Raw genomic sequence first — 15,140 nt, 5'->3', positions numbered from 1 at the left:
GCATTGGAACCACCTGATCCCATCCCGAACTCAGTAGTGAAACGATGCATCGCCGATGGTAGTGTGGGGTTTCCCCATGTGAGAGTAGGTCATCGTCAAGATTCATTTCGCAAAACCCCTATCTGCGTATGCAGGTAGGGGTTTTGTCTTTGTGGGCAAAAAAGCCTGGCCTGCTCGAATCCCGGGAGCAGGCAGTTTGGTAGATGGCACCGGCGTTGCCGGTGTTCGCGGGTAAACCCGCTCCTACAAATCATGAAATGTGCGTCATTTATACCTGAAGCATGACAGCGTAGTGCTACGCTCGCGGAAATACTCAGCACGGATACTTACCATGGAAATGAACTGGCATCAGGCCCTGCAAGAGAGCCTAAGCTGGCTGGCAATTGCCTCGTTCATCACCCTTGTCAGCTTCACTGCAGCCGCGACTCTGGCTGTGCGTTGTACACGCTGGGGCAGCCAGTTCTGGCAGCTTGCGGGACCCTATTTCAGTTTCAGGCGCAGTTGGCGGCCGTTGCTGGTGTTCGCCCTGCTGCTGGTCCTGACGCTGTTTTCGGTTCGCCTTAACGTGCTGTTCTCGTTTTGGTACAACGGCTTCTACAGCGCTTTGCAAGGCCTTGACCAAGCGGCGTTCTGGTACCTGCTCGGCGTTTTCGCGGTGCTGGCCACCATCCATGTGCTGCGCTCGTTGTTCACCTTCTATGTCAGTCAGGCATTCAGCATCAAGTGGCGGGTCTGGCTTACCGAGCGCCTGACCCACGACTGGATGCAGGGCGATGCCTATTACCGTGGCCAGTTCCTTGCCGAGCCGGTGGACAACCCCGACCAGCGTATCGAACTGGACGTTAACGCTTTCGTCACCAACTCCGTCACCCTTGCCTTGGGCGCAGTCAGTGCGCTGGTTTCGCTGGTGGCGTTTACTGGCATCCTCTGGGGGCTGTCAGCACCATTGACGGTGGCCGGCGTGGAGATCCCTCGGGCGATGGTGTTTGCCGTGTACCTGTATGTCATCGCCGCCACCTGGGTGGCCTTCCGACTCGGGCGCCCGCTGATCCGGCTTAACTTCCTCAACGAGAAACTCACCGCCAACTTCCGTTACACGTTGATGCGTCTGCGTGAGAACGCCGAGAACATTGCCTTCTACCAAGGTTCGCAAGTCGAGCGGGGCACGTTGCTGGGCCGCTTTGCTTCCTTGATCGTGAATGTATGGGCATTGGTGTACAGGAACCTGAAGCTCAGCGGCTTCAACTTGGGTGTCAGTCAGGTCGCTGTCGTGTTTCCGTTCATTCTTCAGGCGCCGCGCTTCTTCAGTGGGGCGATCAAGCTGGGCGATGTCATGCAAACTTCCCAGGCCTTTGGGCAGGTGCAGGATTCTCTGTCGTTCTTCCGTGAGTCGTACGATGCGTTCGCGCAGTACCGCGCAACCCTTGACCGTCTCACCGGCTTTCTGGATGCCAACCAGCAGGCGAGTGCGCTGCCGCGCGTCACTACCGAAGACCAGGCGCATGCGCTGCAGATCGCTGGATTGCAGGTGTTACGCCCGGACGGGCATGCCCTTATCACCGACCTGGACCTGAGCCTGCACGCCGGTCAGGCGTTGTTGATCAAAGGGCCATCGGGCAGTGGTAAAACCACGTTGCTGCGTGCCCTGGCGGGCCTTTGGCCGTATGCAGAAGGCAAGGTCAGGCGGCCAACGGGCCATCAGGCACTGTTCCTGTCGCAACGCCCGTACCTGCCGCTGGGTGACTTGCGTACCGTCATTGCCTACCCGGCAGCCAGCAAACCCAAGGATGAACTGCTGATGCAGCAGGCATTGCGCCAGGTCAACCTGGCCCACCTCGCCGAGCGTCTGGACGTCAGCTGCGACTGGTCACACATCCTCTCGGTGGGCGAGCAGCAGCGCCTGGCGTTTGCCCGGGTACTATTCAACAGGCCACAGGTGGTGTTCCTCGACGAGTCCACCTCGGCGATGGATGAAGGGCTCGAGCATGCCCTGTATGCGTTGTTGCGTTCGGAGATGCCGAGTGCATTGCTGGTCAGTGTCGGCCACCGTAGCACGCTGGCGGCGTTCCATACCCACCGGCTTGAGGTGGATGGGCATGGCGGTTGGTCGTTGCTGGAGCAGGAAGCTGCGCTGGCCTAGTTCGGCTTGAGTTCCGGGAGCCCCTCACACATAGCAGTGCATCTCGTGCAACGCACTGCTATGTGTGAGGGGCTGTCGAGCACCACGATGTTTTTCAATAATTCCAGAATCCCGCGACCCAGCGGAACCCTTCACCGTCCACTGCTACCCGCCCTACAGAAGGGAAGGGCAAGTGTGTCGCGACGAACAGTTCGCCAGTGGTTGCGGCATCGTGTAGCAGCGCCATCCTTACCCGCACTGACTCCTCGGGGTCGTGTTCGAAGCCGTTGTGCCAATCCGGGTGGTCAAAGGCTACCGGGAACAGTGCGTCTCCGGCGAAGGTCAGCTGCTCTCCGTTCGAGTTGATGTACACCACACAGTGCCCCGGGGTATGACCGCCGGTAAGGCTGGCGACGACACCGGGCGCCACTTCATGGTGCAGCTCAAAGGTGCGGATCTTGTCGCCGTAGGCTTGCATGAACGCTTTTGCCGTGGACCGCAGCACATCTGGTACCGGTTTAGGCATGTCCGTTTGCGAAAAGTCCGGTGCAGCCCAGAAGTCTACTTCTGTCGCGGTGACATGGATCTTTACGTCCGCACGCAAGCGGTTCTTCACCTCTTCCACCAGCAGACCGCCGATGTGATCCATGTGCATGTGGGTGATGACGATATCGGTGATCGACTCCAGCGCGATGCCGGTCGCCGCCAGCCGTTTCGGGAACAGCCCGGCCCGCGGGAACCCAGGGAACTGCCCACCCAGTCCGGCATCCACCAGGATGACCTGCTCGCCGCTGCGCACCAGCAATACATTCAGCGCCCAGTCGAAGGTTTCCGGCCCCAGGAACATGTCCTTGAACCAAGCCGCGCGGGCGGCTGGGTCAGCGTTGGTCGACATGGTTTCGGTGGGCAATGGCAGTACACCGTCACTCACTACCAGCACCTCGATGTCACCGACTTTCACGGCATAGCGCGAGGGCACCAGTTCTTCGGTCTCGGTCGGGACGACATTGTTCATTGGCATTGTCATGGTCGTTCTCCTGCTGGATGGGAAGGTCGTGCGGGGCTCAAGCCACTGGAATCGACGGGTCGGCAGAGGCCAGGGCGGTGGCGCGCTCGGCTGCCGGCGGGTAGATCCACACGGTGTTGATCTGGGTCTTGAGCTCCTTGGCTTCGCCTTTCACCAGTTTCAACTGGCGGTCCCAGCCCTCGCTGTATACGGCGCCCCAAGCGCCCAGATCCAGACAGGTCACGTACTTGGGCTGTCGGTAAGTCGTGGGTGCCACACCCAGCAGATCGGCGGCGGCGTTATTGCCGGCATGGCGACCGAGGCTGATGGCATGCTGGCAGGACATCACCGCGAAATTGCCGATCTCGTCAGTGGCTGCATAAGCCACATCGCCTGCGGCAAAGACATGGTCCAGGCCGCGCACCTTGAGGTTGTCGTCCACATGCAAGCGCCCCAGATGGTCACGGGTACCGGTCAGTTGTTCGGCGAGCGGGCTGGCGCGCATGCCGGCGGTCCAGACCACGGTCTGGCTTTCGATATGTCGGCCATCAGCCAGCGTTACGCCATTGGCATCCACTGCAGTTACGGTGGCACCGACAATCCATTCGATACCCAGTTCATCCGAGGCTTCGATGATCGAAGGCCGGATACCCTCACCCAGGGCGGCGCCGATGCGCTCGCCACGGTCGACAAGGACCACCCGGATCTCCGCGTCTTCGCCCAGAGCCGCACGCAGGCGTGCAGGCATCTCGGTAGCGGTTTCGATACCAGTGAAGCCGCCGCCGGACACCACCACGGTATTGCGGGCGCTGCTTGCGGGGCGTTTGCCCAGCGCCATCAGGTGCTGCTCCAGGCGCGCTGCTGATTCGATCTGATCCACGTCGAAGCTATATTGGTTCAGGCCAGGCACGGGGGGACGGGCCAGCCGGCTGCCACTTGCCAGAATCAGGCGGTCGTAGGCCAATTGCGCCTGTTGGCCGGCTTCGTCGCGATAGCTGACGCGGCGGGCCAGCTCGTCGATGCTTTCGGCGCAGCCCTTGATGAAGCGTACGTCGACAGCATCGAAGAGCGCCTGGAGCGGGGCGAACATGCTATGCACGTCGGCCTCATAGAAACGCGGGCGGATACGCAGTTCAGCCTGTGGCGCCAGCACGGTGATTTGCACGTCTTGCCGACCATGCATGTCGAGCAGGCGCGCGGCGCTCAGGGCGCTCCACAATCCGGCGAATCCTGCGCCAATAACCAGAAGTTGCTGTTTCATGATCGTGCTCCTGTGTTGAACGGGTAAGGGTTCTTAACTTCGGCCCTGGCGGGACGCTGTAGGTCGATGTTATGCAGGGGCAGGGACGCGCACACTTCTCCATGGGTGTGCAGTGGATTACGCATGGGGCGTAAGCAGCTATACGATCGTATCGAAGGGACTGTTCAGTGGTGCAGGGCGGTCTCGATGCAGTCCAGCAGCTGCTGGGCTTCGAATGGTTTTGGCAGACAGCTGACCACGCCTGCCATGCCCGGAGTGATGCGTGAGCGTTGGCCCGGGTGGGCGCTGATGAAGATCACCGGAATGTCGAACCCACGTAGCTGTAGTTGCGTCAACAGCTCGACGCCACACATGCCGGGCATTTGGATGTCGGAGATCAGGCAGCCTGCCTGGCCGGGGCCATCAGAGGTAAGGAAATCAATGCCGCTGGCAAAGGTGCGGGCGCGGTAGCCGGTGGCGCGCAACAGGCCGTCGAGCGCATCGCGCAGGGACTCGTCGTCGTCAACAACGGCAATCAGAGTTGCGGTGGGCTGCTTCATGCGCGGTCTGCTCTTGGCGGCCTGTGCCATCGTTTCAAGATACCCGGTCGCGCAAGTGGCAGAAGTATACCTAGGTATAGCTGGGCCATACCTGCGTCTGGTATTGCCAGTTTCCGGTGGCCAAACCTGTGAACCTTGCCCAACAATAGGCTAGATTTTTAACCTGCCAACAGCACGCGGCGTCGTGGCTGAAGGAGCGCAAATGGCCTTACAGAGCACGCACGGCCCGAATGAGCCGGTTGTGTACATCGTTGATGACGACGAGTCCATGCGCCTGGCCCTCGACGGGCTGTTCCGTTCGGTCGGCTTGCAGGTGCAAAGCTTTGCTTCCACCCAGGACTTTGTTGCCTTCCCCCGCAAGGCTGTGCCCGGTTGCCTGGTGCTCGATGTGCGTCTGCGTGGCGAAAGCGGCCTGGCGTTCCAGACACAGATGGAGCAGGGAGGGGTGCACATTCCGGTGGTATTCATGACAGGGCATGGTGATATCGCCATGTCTGTCAAAGCGATGAAGGCTGGCGCGGTAGACTTTCTGACCAAACCGTTCCGTGACCAGGACATGCTCGACGCGGTGGCCAATGCCCTGGCTCGCGACCGCGAGCGTCTGGCAGGTGAACAGGCAGGTGTGGCATTGCGCAGCGCTTTCGAGACGCTAACGCCGAGGGAGCGTCAAGTGCTGGCCTTCGTTATCGCCGGCCTGATGAACAAACAGATCGCCGCTGAGTTGAACCTCAGCGAGGTCACCGTGAAAGTGCATCGTGGGCAGATGATGAAGAAACTCGGCGCTCGCTCGGTCGCCGACTTGGTGCGCATGGCCGAGGCGCTGGGGGTCGAGCCATTGCGTCGCATGGTCTGACACAGCCCGCATTGTTCCAACTTGACGAAGGGGCCCGGACCCATGCCAGGTAAACAGCAAGTCCTGTGGAACGATGGTGATCGCCTGTTTTGCCGGCTACGGCGCCCGGACGGCACCCGCGTGCTGCTGATGCAGCCGGCCAATGAGCAGCCTACGCCCGCCACCGTCGACCGCTTGGCACATGAGTATGGTCTACGCGATGAGCTTGAGGATAGCTGGGCGCTGCAGCCCCAGGCCTTGGAGCGCTTCAATGGCAAGCCACGACTGGTGCTGAGCGACCCGGGTGGCCAACCGTTGTCGGCCTTGCTGGTGTCACCGCTGGACATCGAAACCTGCCTTGAGCTGGCTGTGGCAATTAGCGTTGCCTTGGGCCGCCTGCACTTGGCCGGGTTGGTGCACAAGGACCTCAAACCCCACCATATTCTGGTCGACTGCGACGATGGCAAGGTCCGCCTTACCGGTTTCGGCCTGGCGTCACGCTTGCCCCGCGAGCGGCAAGCGCCCGAACCGCCGGAGACCATCGCCGGCACCTTGGCATACATGGCGCCTGAGCAGACAGGACGGATGAACCGCTCCGTAGACTCACGCAGTGACCTCTACGCGCTGGGGGTGAGCCTGTACCAGATGCTCACTGGTTCGCTGCCCTTCAAAGCAGCAGAACCTATGGAGTGGGTGCACTGCCACATTGCTCGCAAACCACTGCCACCCAGCGAGCGCGTCGCCACCGTGCCGCCGCTGTTGTCCCTACTGGTGATGAAACTCCTGGCCAAGACCGCTGAAGATCGCTACCAGAGCGCTGCCGGCCTTGAGCAAGACCTGCGCCGGTGCCTTGCCGAGTGGCGACAAAGCCGGAGCATCAAGGCCTTCAGCCTGGATGAACAAGGTGCCCCCGACCGCCTGTTGATCCCGGAAAAGCTATACGGTCGCGAACGCGAAGTGCAGATCCTCGAAGATGCCTTCGCCCGCATGGTGCGCAGCAGCGTGCCGGAGCTGGTGCTGGTCTCCGGTTATTCGGGTATCGGCAAATCCTCGGTGGTCAATGAGTTGCACAAGGTACTGGTACCGCCGCGAGGACTGTTCGCAAGTGGCAAGTTCGACCAATACAAGCGTGATATCCCGTATTCCACCCTGGTGCAGGCGTTTCAGGGGCTGGTGCGCACGTTGCTTGGGAAAAGCAGCGAGGTGCTGGCCGGATGGCGTACGGCATTGTTGACGGCGTGTGAGCCCCACGCACGGCTGATGACCGACCTGATTCCGGAGCTGCGGCTGATCATCGGCGAGCCTGCGCCAGTGCCGGAGCTTGATCCGCAGCAGGCGCAACGGCGGTTTTTGCTGGTATTGCGACGCTTTATCTCGGTGTTTGCCCGCGCCGAGCACCCGCTGGCGCTTTTTCTGGACGACCTGCAGTGGCTGGACGCGGCGACCCTCGACCTGCTCGAAGACCTGCTTACGCACCCGGAACTGCGCTACCTGATGGTGGTGGGCGCCTACCGCGACAACGAGGTGGATGCCCACCACCCGTTGACCGCCAGGCTCCAGGCGATTCGCCGGGCAGGCGCCCCTGTGCATGAGGTTCGCCTTGCGCCCCTGGCACGCCCGCATATCGAGCAACTGATCGCCGAGTCATTGCACTGCCCGGCGCCGAGCGTGATGGGCCTGGCCCAGCTGGTGCAGGACAAGACAGCCGGCAACCCGTTTTTTGTCATCCAGTTTCTCCAGGCGCTGGCTGAGGAGTCGCTCTTGGCCTATGACCACGCAGCCCGGCGCTGGCGTTGGGATTCGCAGCGTATCCATGCCAAGGGTTACACCGACAATGTCGTCGACCTGATGGTTGGCAAGCTGGCGCGACTGCCGTTGGCAACCCGTCAGGCACTTCAGCACCTGGCCTGCCTGGGGAACGTGGCGCATACGCAGACGCTTGCCCTGGTGCTCGATCTGCCAATGGAGCATGTACAGGCGGTTTTATGGGCGGCAATCCGGCTGGAACTGGTGGCCCACCATGATGGCACCTGCGCGTTCGTTCATGACCGCATCCATGAAGCCGCCTACTCGCTGATCGCCGAACAAGACCGCGCTGCCATGCACCTGCGTATCGGTCGCCTGCTGGCCAACCAAGTGCCGGCCCAGCACCGCGAGGAAGCCATTTTCGAGATCGTCGGGCAGCTCAACCGCGGTGCGACGCTGATCGATGCCCCAGGCGAACGCGAGCAGTTGGCGGAACTCAACCTGCTTGCCGGGCGCCGGGCCAAGGCCGCATCGGCCTACGGATCGGCCTTGGCCTACCTGAGCGTGGGCGAGCAATTACTGGAGGGGCCGTGTCCCGCTTATCCGCATGAATTGAGCTTTGCCCTGGCGCTGAACCGGGCTGAATGCGAATTTCTTACCGGCCAGCTCGGGCACGCGGACGCGCGGCTGATCGGCCTGGCTCGGCGCGCCAGGACCACAGCTGAAGGCGTTGCGGTAGCGTGCTTGCATATGGATGTTTGCCTGATGCTCGACCGCAGCGATCGCGCGGTGGCGGTTTGCCTCGCCTGGCTGCGGCAGGTGGGCATCCACTGGGTCGCGCGGCCGAGCGATGACGAGGTACGTGGTGAATATGACCAGATCGCGTTGCGGGTAGGCGCGCGTAGCATCGAGCAGTTGATTGACCTGCCGCTGATGGAGGACGCGACCTCCCTGGCCACCCTGGATGTCTTGTGCAAGCTGTTCGCCCCGGCCGTGCAAACCAATGCCAACCTGGCCTGCCTGACCATATGCAAGGCTGTAAGCTTGAGCCTTGAGCATGGCAACTGTGATGCATCGTGCATGCTCTACGCCAATATCGGGCGGGTGTCCCGGCGCTATGGCGACTACCAGACCGGTTACCGATTCGGGCGTCTTGCTTGCGAGCTGGTCGAGCGGCGCGGCCTGCAACGCTTTGAAGCCAGTACTTTCCTGTGTTTCTCAATGTTCGTGGTGCGCTGGACGCGGCCGGTCAGCGAGTGTCGCGAGTTGCTGCGCCGGGCCTTCGTCGCGGCCAACCGGGTTGGTGACCTGCCGTACGCCGCTTATGTAGGCAATGGGCTGATCTCCGATCAGCTATTCACTGGCGAACCGCTGGGCAGCATGCAACCGGAGGCCGAGCAAGGACTGGCCTACGCAGAAAAAGTGCATTTCGGGCTGGTGATCGACTTCATGAACACGCAGCTGGCGCTGATCCGCACGCTGCGCGGACAAACGCCGGTGTTTGGATGTCTGAACGACGAGCACTTCAGTGAAGCGCGCTTCGAGCAGCACCTGGACGCTGCCCCGGACCTTGCCTTGGCGGCCGGCAAATACTGGGTGCGCAAGCTGCAGGCGCGCTACCTGGCAGGCGACTATGCGGCGGCCGAAGCCTGTGCGGCGCGGGCCGAGGCGCTTAAATGGGTGATCACCTCGTTTTTCGAGGAGGCGGAGTACCACTTCTTTGCCGCACTGACGCTGGCGGCCGGGCAGAGCGTTGATGATGTCACGTTGCAGGCGTTGGCCGAGCATCATCACGAGATACAGATCTGGGCCCGGCAGTGCGCAGAAACCTTCGCCAGCCGGCAGGTGCTGCTGGAGGCCGAAATCGCGCGCTTGCAGGGGCGCGTGGTCGACGCCGAGCACCTCTATGAGCAGGCCATCCAGCTCGCGCGTGACAGCGGCTTTGTGCATGTCGAGGCGCTTGCAAACGAGTTGGCATCGCGCTTCTACGGCAGCCGCGGGCTTGCCCGGATTGCCCGCGTCTACCTTCGAGATGCGCGTTATGGCTACCTGCGCTGGGGCGCCGATGGCAAGGTACGCCAGCTGGACAGCCGTCATCGTTATCTGCGCAGCATCGAGCCGGAGCCAGGCCCCACGGCTACCATCGCCACCCCGGTCGAGCACCTGGACCTCGCAACGGTGCTCAAAGTGTCTCGCGCCGTGTCGGGCGAAGTCGATCTGCAGAAACTGATCACCCAAGTGCTGCGCACGGCGATCGAGCAAGCCGGTGCCGAGCGGGGCGTGTTGGTCCGCGCCAGAGGGAGCGAGCCGCATATCATCGCGCAGGCAAGTGTGGGGCAGGGTGAAGTGGTGCTTTGCAACGAACCGGTGAGCAGTACGTTGCTGGCCGAATCCGTGCTTTACCAGGTACTGCGCACCGGGGAAAGTCTCTGCCTGGACGATGCCATGGGTGACGCTGCGTTCATGGCTGACGACTACATCCGCCGATGCTCGGCCCGGTCGCTGTTATGCCTGCCGCTTGGCAATCAGGCGCGGCTGGTTGGGGCGCTGTACCTGGAGAACAATCTCAGTGCCGGAGTGTTCGACCCCGCGCGTATTGCGGTGTTGCGGTTGGTCGCGTCACAGGCCGCCATCTCGCTTGAAAACGCCAGGCTGTATCACGAGGTAGCGGAACGGGAGGCCAAGAATCGCCAGATACAGGCCGAACTGGCGCATGCCAACCGTGTCGCCACCATGGGCCAGTTGGCCGCTTCGATCGCCCATGAAGTCAACCAGCCGATCGCTGCCACGGTCACCAATGCCAATGCCGCCATCCGCTGGTTGAGCGCAAAGCCACCGGCGCTGGATGAAGTAGGCCTGGGGCTGGGACGGGTCATAAAGGATGCCAACCGCGCGGCGCAGGTGCTGGGTCGTATTCGTGAGCTGATCCGCAAAACCCCGCCGCAGAAGCACGCGGTGGGCGTCAACGCGGTGGTGCTGGAGATGGTCGACTTCACCCGTGGCGAGGCCGTGAGGGGGAGGGTACAGGTGCATACCACCCTCGCCGAGGGCTTGCCGCAGGTGCTGGTCGACCGTGTTGAGTTGCAGCAGGTGCTGCTGAACCTGATCCTCAACGCGCTGGAAGCGATGCTGGAGGTTGAAGGCGCTCGTAAGCTGCAAATAAGCACGGCACTCGACCAGGAAGGGGTTCGGGTAACAGTGGCGGATAGCGGGCCCGGATTCGTAGTGGAAAACGTAGAACAGGTTTTCGAGCCTTTTTACACCACCAAGGCGACCGGCCTGGGCATGGGGCTGTCGATCTGCCGCTCGATCATCGACAGCCACGGAGGCCGCTTCTGGGCCAGCCCCAAGCAAAGTCCTGGCGCCCAAGTGCAGTTCACCTTGCCGGCGCTTCTGGTTGATTCAGGTCAATAGTCATCAAGCTGTCGGTTGCATGTTTCTTTTAGTTCGTATCACCTAGATGGCAAAGAGAACCTAAGCGTGACGAGCGACTTATCAGCATGCTGATACAGCGACAACCGCTCATGTCCACCTAAGCCCGTTACAATCGTGCTGTGCGCACAGGGGAGTCTCGTTGAAAACGCCGGTGGTCGACGCAGTCGTTGAGCAAACACCAATCCCTGCACACTCTGTGGCCTGGCACACCCTGCCAGCTGAGCAGGTGACAAACCTGCTTGAGGTCAATGCGCATGTCGGACTGGAGGTTGCCGAGGTTCAAGCCCGTCTTGACCGCGCTGGTTTCAATCGCCTGCCAGAGACAGCACGGCGCCCGGCCTGGTTTCGATTCTTGCTGCAGTTTCACAATATCCTGATTTACGTGCTTTTAGGATCCGCTGCGATTACCGCGATGCTGCAACATCTGTGGGATACGGTAGTGATCCTGGCGGTGGTAATTGCAAACGCAATCATTGGCTACGTTCAGGAAGGCAAAGCAGAAAAGGCGATGGATGCTATCCGGCAGATGCTGGCACCGCGCGCCGCAGTGATTCGCGCAGGCGAACGCTTGAGTATTGCAGGTGAGGAGCTGGTACCGGGCGATATCGTATTGCTGGAGGCGGGAGACAAAGTCCCTGCTGATTTACGCTTGCTGCACGCGAACAGGCTTCACATTCAGGAAGCCATTCTTACCGGTGAATCCGTACCCGTAGAAAAACATACCCAATCAGTGCCCCTTGACGCAGCCTTGGGTGATCGAAACTGCATGGCGTTCAGCGGCACGCTCGTGACTTGCGGACAAGCAACAGGCGTTGTAGTGGCGACCGCAGCAGCAGCCGAGATCGGACGCATCAGCACTCTGCTTGCAGGTGTAGAAACGCTGACCACTCCGCTGGTGCAGCAAATGAACGTGTTTGCCCGCTGGTTGACGATCCTGATTTTGTTAGTGGGCGGCTTATTGCTCGTGTTCGGCCATTATGTCGGGCACTACGCCTTCACCGAGATCTTCATGGTCGTGGTGGGGATGTCGGTAGCGGCGATACCTGAAGGTCTGCCTGCCGTCCTTACCATTACGCTGGCCGTCGGCGTTCGGGCAATGGCTCGACGTAACGCCATCGTGCGCCGTCTGCCTACCATCGAAACACTAGGCTCGGTATCCGTCATCTGCACTGACAAGACCGGCACACTGACCCGCAACGAAATGATGGTGGCAACGGTCGTCACGAACGATCTGGTCTTCACGGTCGATGGCACGGGTTATCAGCCCGCGGGAAGCATCAGTCTTGCCGATCAGTTAATTGACCTATCGTCTCACCCCACGCTGTCGGAACTGGGACGAGCAGCAGGTCTTTGCAACGATGCCGTACTGCGCCTGCATGACGATGTATGGACGGTGGAAGGTGATCCGATGGAGGGGGCATTGCTGGCATTCTCCGGGAAAACCGGAATTGATCGAAATGAAAGTCATCGGGCTTGGCCCCGCACCGATGCCATACCGTTTGACGCTAAGCACCGCTTCATGGCGACACTGCATCACAATCATGATGGACATGCCTCCATCTACGTGAAAGGCGCGCCAGAGCAGCTACTGGCCATGTGCACGCATCAGCTTGCAAGCACTCGCGAGACTGAACCGCTCAATGTGGACTACTGGCACGCAAAGGCGAACGCCATTGCTGCCAAGGGGCAGCGTGTATTGGCGTTTGCAGTAAGGCCGGTTCGGCCCGAGCACACCGTGTTGGCGTTCGGGGACGTGCAAGGAAAGTTGACGTTGCTAGGCATGGTCGGTCTGATTGATCCACCTAGACCCGAGACGTTAAAGGCGGTTCAGCAATGCCAAAAAGCGGGCATTGCCGTAAAAATGATCACTGGCGATCATGACGGTACCGCCGCCGCTATCGGTCGCCAGATAGGCCTGCAGAATCCCGACAAGGTGTTGACTGGGGTGGACCTGGACGCCATGAACGATGCCGCCCTCAAGGAGGCGGTAAAAGGCGTCAACATTTTTGCTCGCACCAGCCCCGAACATAAGCTCAGGTTGGTAATGCTGCTGCAATCGAACGGCATGACCGTGGCCATGACCGGTGATGGCGTTAACGACGCACCGGCGCTAAAGCGTGCCGATGCCGGTATAGCCATGGGTGGAAAAGGCAGTGAGGCCGCCAAGGAGGCCGCAGACCTGGTGTTGGCCGATGACAACTTCGCCTCCATCGTCGCTGCAGTACGCGAAGGCCGAACAGTCTATGACAACATCAAGAAAGTGTTGAGCTGGACGCTGCCTACCAACGCAGGCGAGACCATGACCATCATTGTCGCGCTGCTCCTCGGCATTACGCTGCCGGTCACGCCGATACAGATTCTGTGGATCAACCTGATAACCGCAGTGACCCTGGGCATCGCGCTCGCGTTCGAGCCCACCGAAGAAAACACCATGTGCAGACCGCCCCGTTCACGTAAGGAACCACTCATAAGCGCAGCCTTGGTCTGGCATATGGTGCTTGTTTCCATTCTTTTCCTCTGCGGTGTTTATGGCATTTTTTCTTATGCCCTCGACCGAGGCTACTCCGTTGAGTTGGCCCGAACCCTCGCGGTGAACACGTTAGTCGTGATGGAAATATTCCACCTGTTCTTCATCCGTAACCTCTACAGCACATCGCTTACCTGGAAAGGGATTCGCGGCACCAAGGTCGTGTGGATCACCGTCATGGTGATTACCTTCGCTCAGTTCGCCATCACGTATGCGCCACCGCTGCAAAAGGTATTTGCAACGCAGGCAATCCCCTTCCTTGATGGCCTGCTGATCATCGGGGTTGGCCTTGCGCTATTTGCGGTTATCGAGATAGAAAAACAGATTCGAATCCGCTTGTCCGAGTAGAACGGGTTGAATGCTGGCGGCACCCGGAACGACAAGCACCTTCATGACCTGAAAGAGGATTTGGAACATGCACAAAATACTGGTTGCGGTCGATGGTTCCGAGCATTCGGAACGCGCCGTGCGTTACCTTATTGGGCTTATCCAAGAGGGTGGGTTGCTGGGCGGTAATGTTGAGGTACATCTGTTGAATGTACAGCCACTTTTACCCACTCGAATCGCAAATGGCATGAGCGAGGATGAGCGTGATCGCTACTATGGGGATAGAAGTGCCGAGGATTCACGAAAGGCTGAGGTGCTTCTGAAGCAAGAAGGGATTGCATTCACACTCCATAGCTTGCAAGGCGATGCAGCCAGTCAAATTGTGGCGTGTGCGCATTTCCTTGGATGTGACAGCATCATCCTGGGTTCGCATGGCAATGGTTTTTTGGCAGGGATTTTTCTGGGGTCTGTCGCGGCAAAGGTGATTCAGCTCTCGGATTTACCCATCACCTTGGTCAAATAAGAGATCGTGGTGCGCGTTCAGTTGACCGAGCCGGGCATTGCTCACTCCAGGATCCTGGCTTGTCGGCTCGCTGCGCTATTGCTAGTGTCGATCTATGACTGACTATTGCCTCACCTCGACTACCACCACCACGACCGCTGAAAGCGGAGCGTGCGAGGTGTCGTGAGCCAATAGCAAACGAACTTCAAAGGCCCGCCAGCGATGGACGGGGCCTTTTTATGGCTCCCTTGTGTCGCTGGTTCAAACGCAAGGAGATGCATCCATGTACGCCCTGTTGATACTCGATATCCAAGTCGGGCTTGTTCACGGCCCGGAAAAACCATGGCGCTGCGAAGCGTTGTTGGAAACAGTGAATACCCTGATGGAAAAGGCACGCAGCGCTGGCGCTCCGATTTTTCTCGCGCGCCACATCGGGCCTGCGGGATCTCCAATCGAACCAGACAGCCCGTTGACGATGGTTGCGCAAGAACTGAAGCTTCTGGGTGGAGAGGTGGTATTCGAAAAGCGGCGACCCAACGCCTTCGAAATGACTGGCCTGGCGGACAATTTGCGGTCTCGCGGGGCTACCGGTGTGGTCATCACTGGCATGAAAACTCAATACTGTGTAGACAGCACCTGCCGTGCTGCTCGTGACCTTGGCTTTGATGCGGTACTTGTCGCCGAAGGTCATACCTGTTCAGACACGCCAATGATGAAAGCTAAGGACATCGTTGCCCATCACAATGCAACGCTTGACGGGCCGTTCTGCCGGCTAGTTCGGGCTGAGGAGTGGCACTTCTAGCGGAGCCCGAAACTACAGGAATGCACTTTACTTGCCATCCTGAG

Annotated in this window: 9 protein-coding genes and 1 rRNA gene; 7 read left to right on the top strand and 3 right to left on the bottom strand. The window is 60.2% G+C overall.

Translation table 11 applies throughout. From position 1 onward, the window contains the following. Window positions 1–101 (top strand): 5S ribosomal RNA (rrf, locus tag INQ47_RS19075); the annotation flags it as partial. A 230-nt stretch (window positions 102–331) separates the two neighbouring features. Further along, window positions 332–2,140, top strand: coding sequence for an ABC transporter ATP-binding protein/permease (locus tag INQ47_RS19070; protein ID WP_404702330.1), 1,809 nt, complete (start codon window positions 332–334; stop codon window positions 2,138–2,140). A 94-nt stretch (window positions 2,141–2,234) separates the two neighbouring features. On the opposite strand, the gene INQ47_RS19065 is transcribed toward INQ47_RS19070, so the two are convergent. The 3 genes from INQ47_RS19065 to INQ47_RS19055 all read right to left on the bottom strand — a co-directional run bounded on the left by INQ47_RS19065 (window position 2,235) and on the right by INQ47_RS19055 (window position 4,925). Next, entirely contained in the window at window positions 2,235–3,146 is a 912-nt protein-coding gene (locus INQ47_RS19065) for an MBL fold metallo-hydrolase (protein WP_404702329.1), read from the bottom strand. Window positions 3,147–3,183: 37 nt separating this feature from the next. Continuing rightward, the gene (locus INQ47_RS19060; RefSeq protein WP_404702328.1) at window positions 3,184–4,386 is read right to left on the bottom strand and encodes an NAD(P)/FAD-dependent oxidoreductase; all 1,203 of its coding nucleotides are present in this window, start codon (window positions 4,384–4,386) and stop codon (window positions 3,184–3,186) included. 164 nt (window positions 4,387–4,550) lie between these two features. Then, complete coding sequence (locus INQ47_RS19055; RefSeq protein ID WP_252458492.1) at window positions 4,551–4,925, bottom strand: response regulator transcription factor; 375 nt, start codon at window positions 4,923–4,925, stop codon at window positions 4,551–4,553. A 202-nt stretch (window positions 4,926–5,127) separates the two neighbouring features. Here INQ47_RS19055 and INQ47_RS19050 point away from each other — a divergent pair, with 202 nt between their 5' ends. The 5 genes from INQ47_RS19050 (at window position 5,128) to INQ47_RS19030 (ending at window position 15,096) form a co-directional block, all read left to right on the top strand. Beyond that, window positions 5,128–5,778 carry a response regulator transcription factor gene (locus tag INQ47_RS19050; protein ID WP_252458493.1) on the top strand — a complete coding sequence of 217 codons (651 nt, stop codon included), beginning with the start codon at window positions 5,128–5,130 and terminating at the stop codon, window positions 5,776–5,778. 42 nt (window positions 5,779–5,820) lie between these two features. Then, window positions 5,821–10,917: an AAA family ATPase gene (locus INQ47_RS19045; protein WP_404702327.1), complete on the top strand. Its 5,097-nt coding sequence runs from the start codon at window positions 5,821–5,823 to the stop codon at window positions 10,915–10,917. Window positions 10,918–11,077: 160 nt separating this feature from the next. Further along, window positions 11,078–13,813, top strand: a complete 2,736-nt coding sequence (locus tag INQ47_RS19040) for a cation-transporting P-type ATPase (protein ID WP_404702326.1) — start codon at window positions 11,078–11,080, stop codon at window positions 13,811–13,813. 67 nt (window positions 13,814–13,880) lie between these two features. Then, the gene (locus INQ47_RS19035; RefSeq protein WP_103444045.1) at window positions 13,881–14,315 is read left to right on the top strand and encodes a universal stress protein; all 435 of its coding nucleotides are present in this window, start codon (window positions 13,881–13,883) and stop codon (window positions 14,313–14,315) included. Window positions 14,316–14,577: 262 nt separating this feature from the next. Then, the gene (locus tag INQ47_RS19030) at window positions 14,578–15,096 is read left to right on the top strand and encodes an isochorismatase family protein (protein ID WP_252458496.1); all 519 of its coding nucleotides are present in this window, start codon (window positions 14,578–14,580) and stop codon (window positions 15,094–15,096) included. Window positions 15,097–15,140: the final 44 nt, after the last annotated feature.

This window comes from Pseudomonas sp. 3HC3, from assembly GCF_044904505.1.
Classification (GTDB): Bacteria; Pseudomonadota; Gammaproteobacteria; order Pseudomonadales; family Pseudomonadaceae; genus Aquipseudomonas; species Aquipseudomonas putida_Y.
Note: the sequence above shows the minus strand (reverse complement) of the source record. Positions and strands in the feature narration are given on the sequence as shown.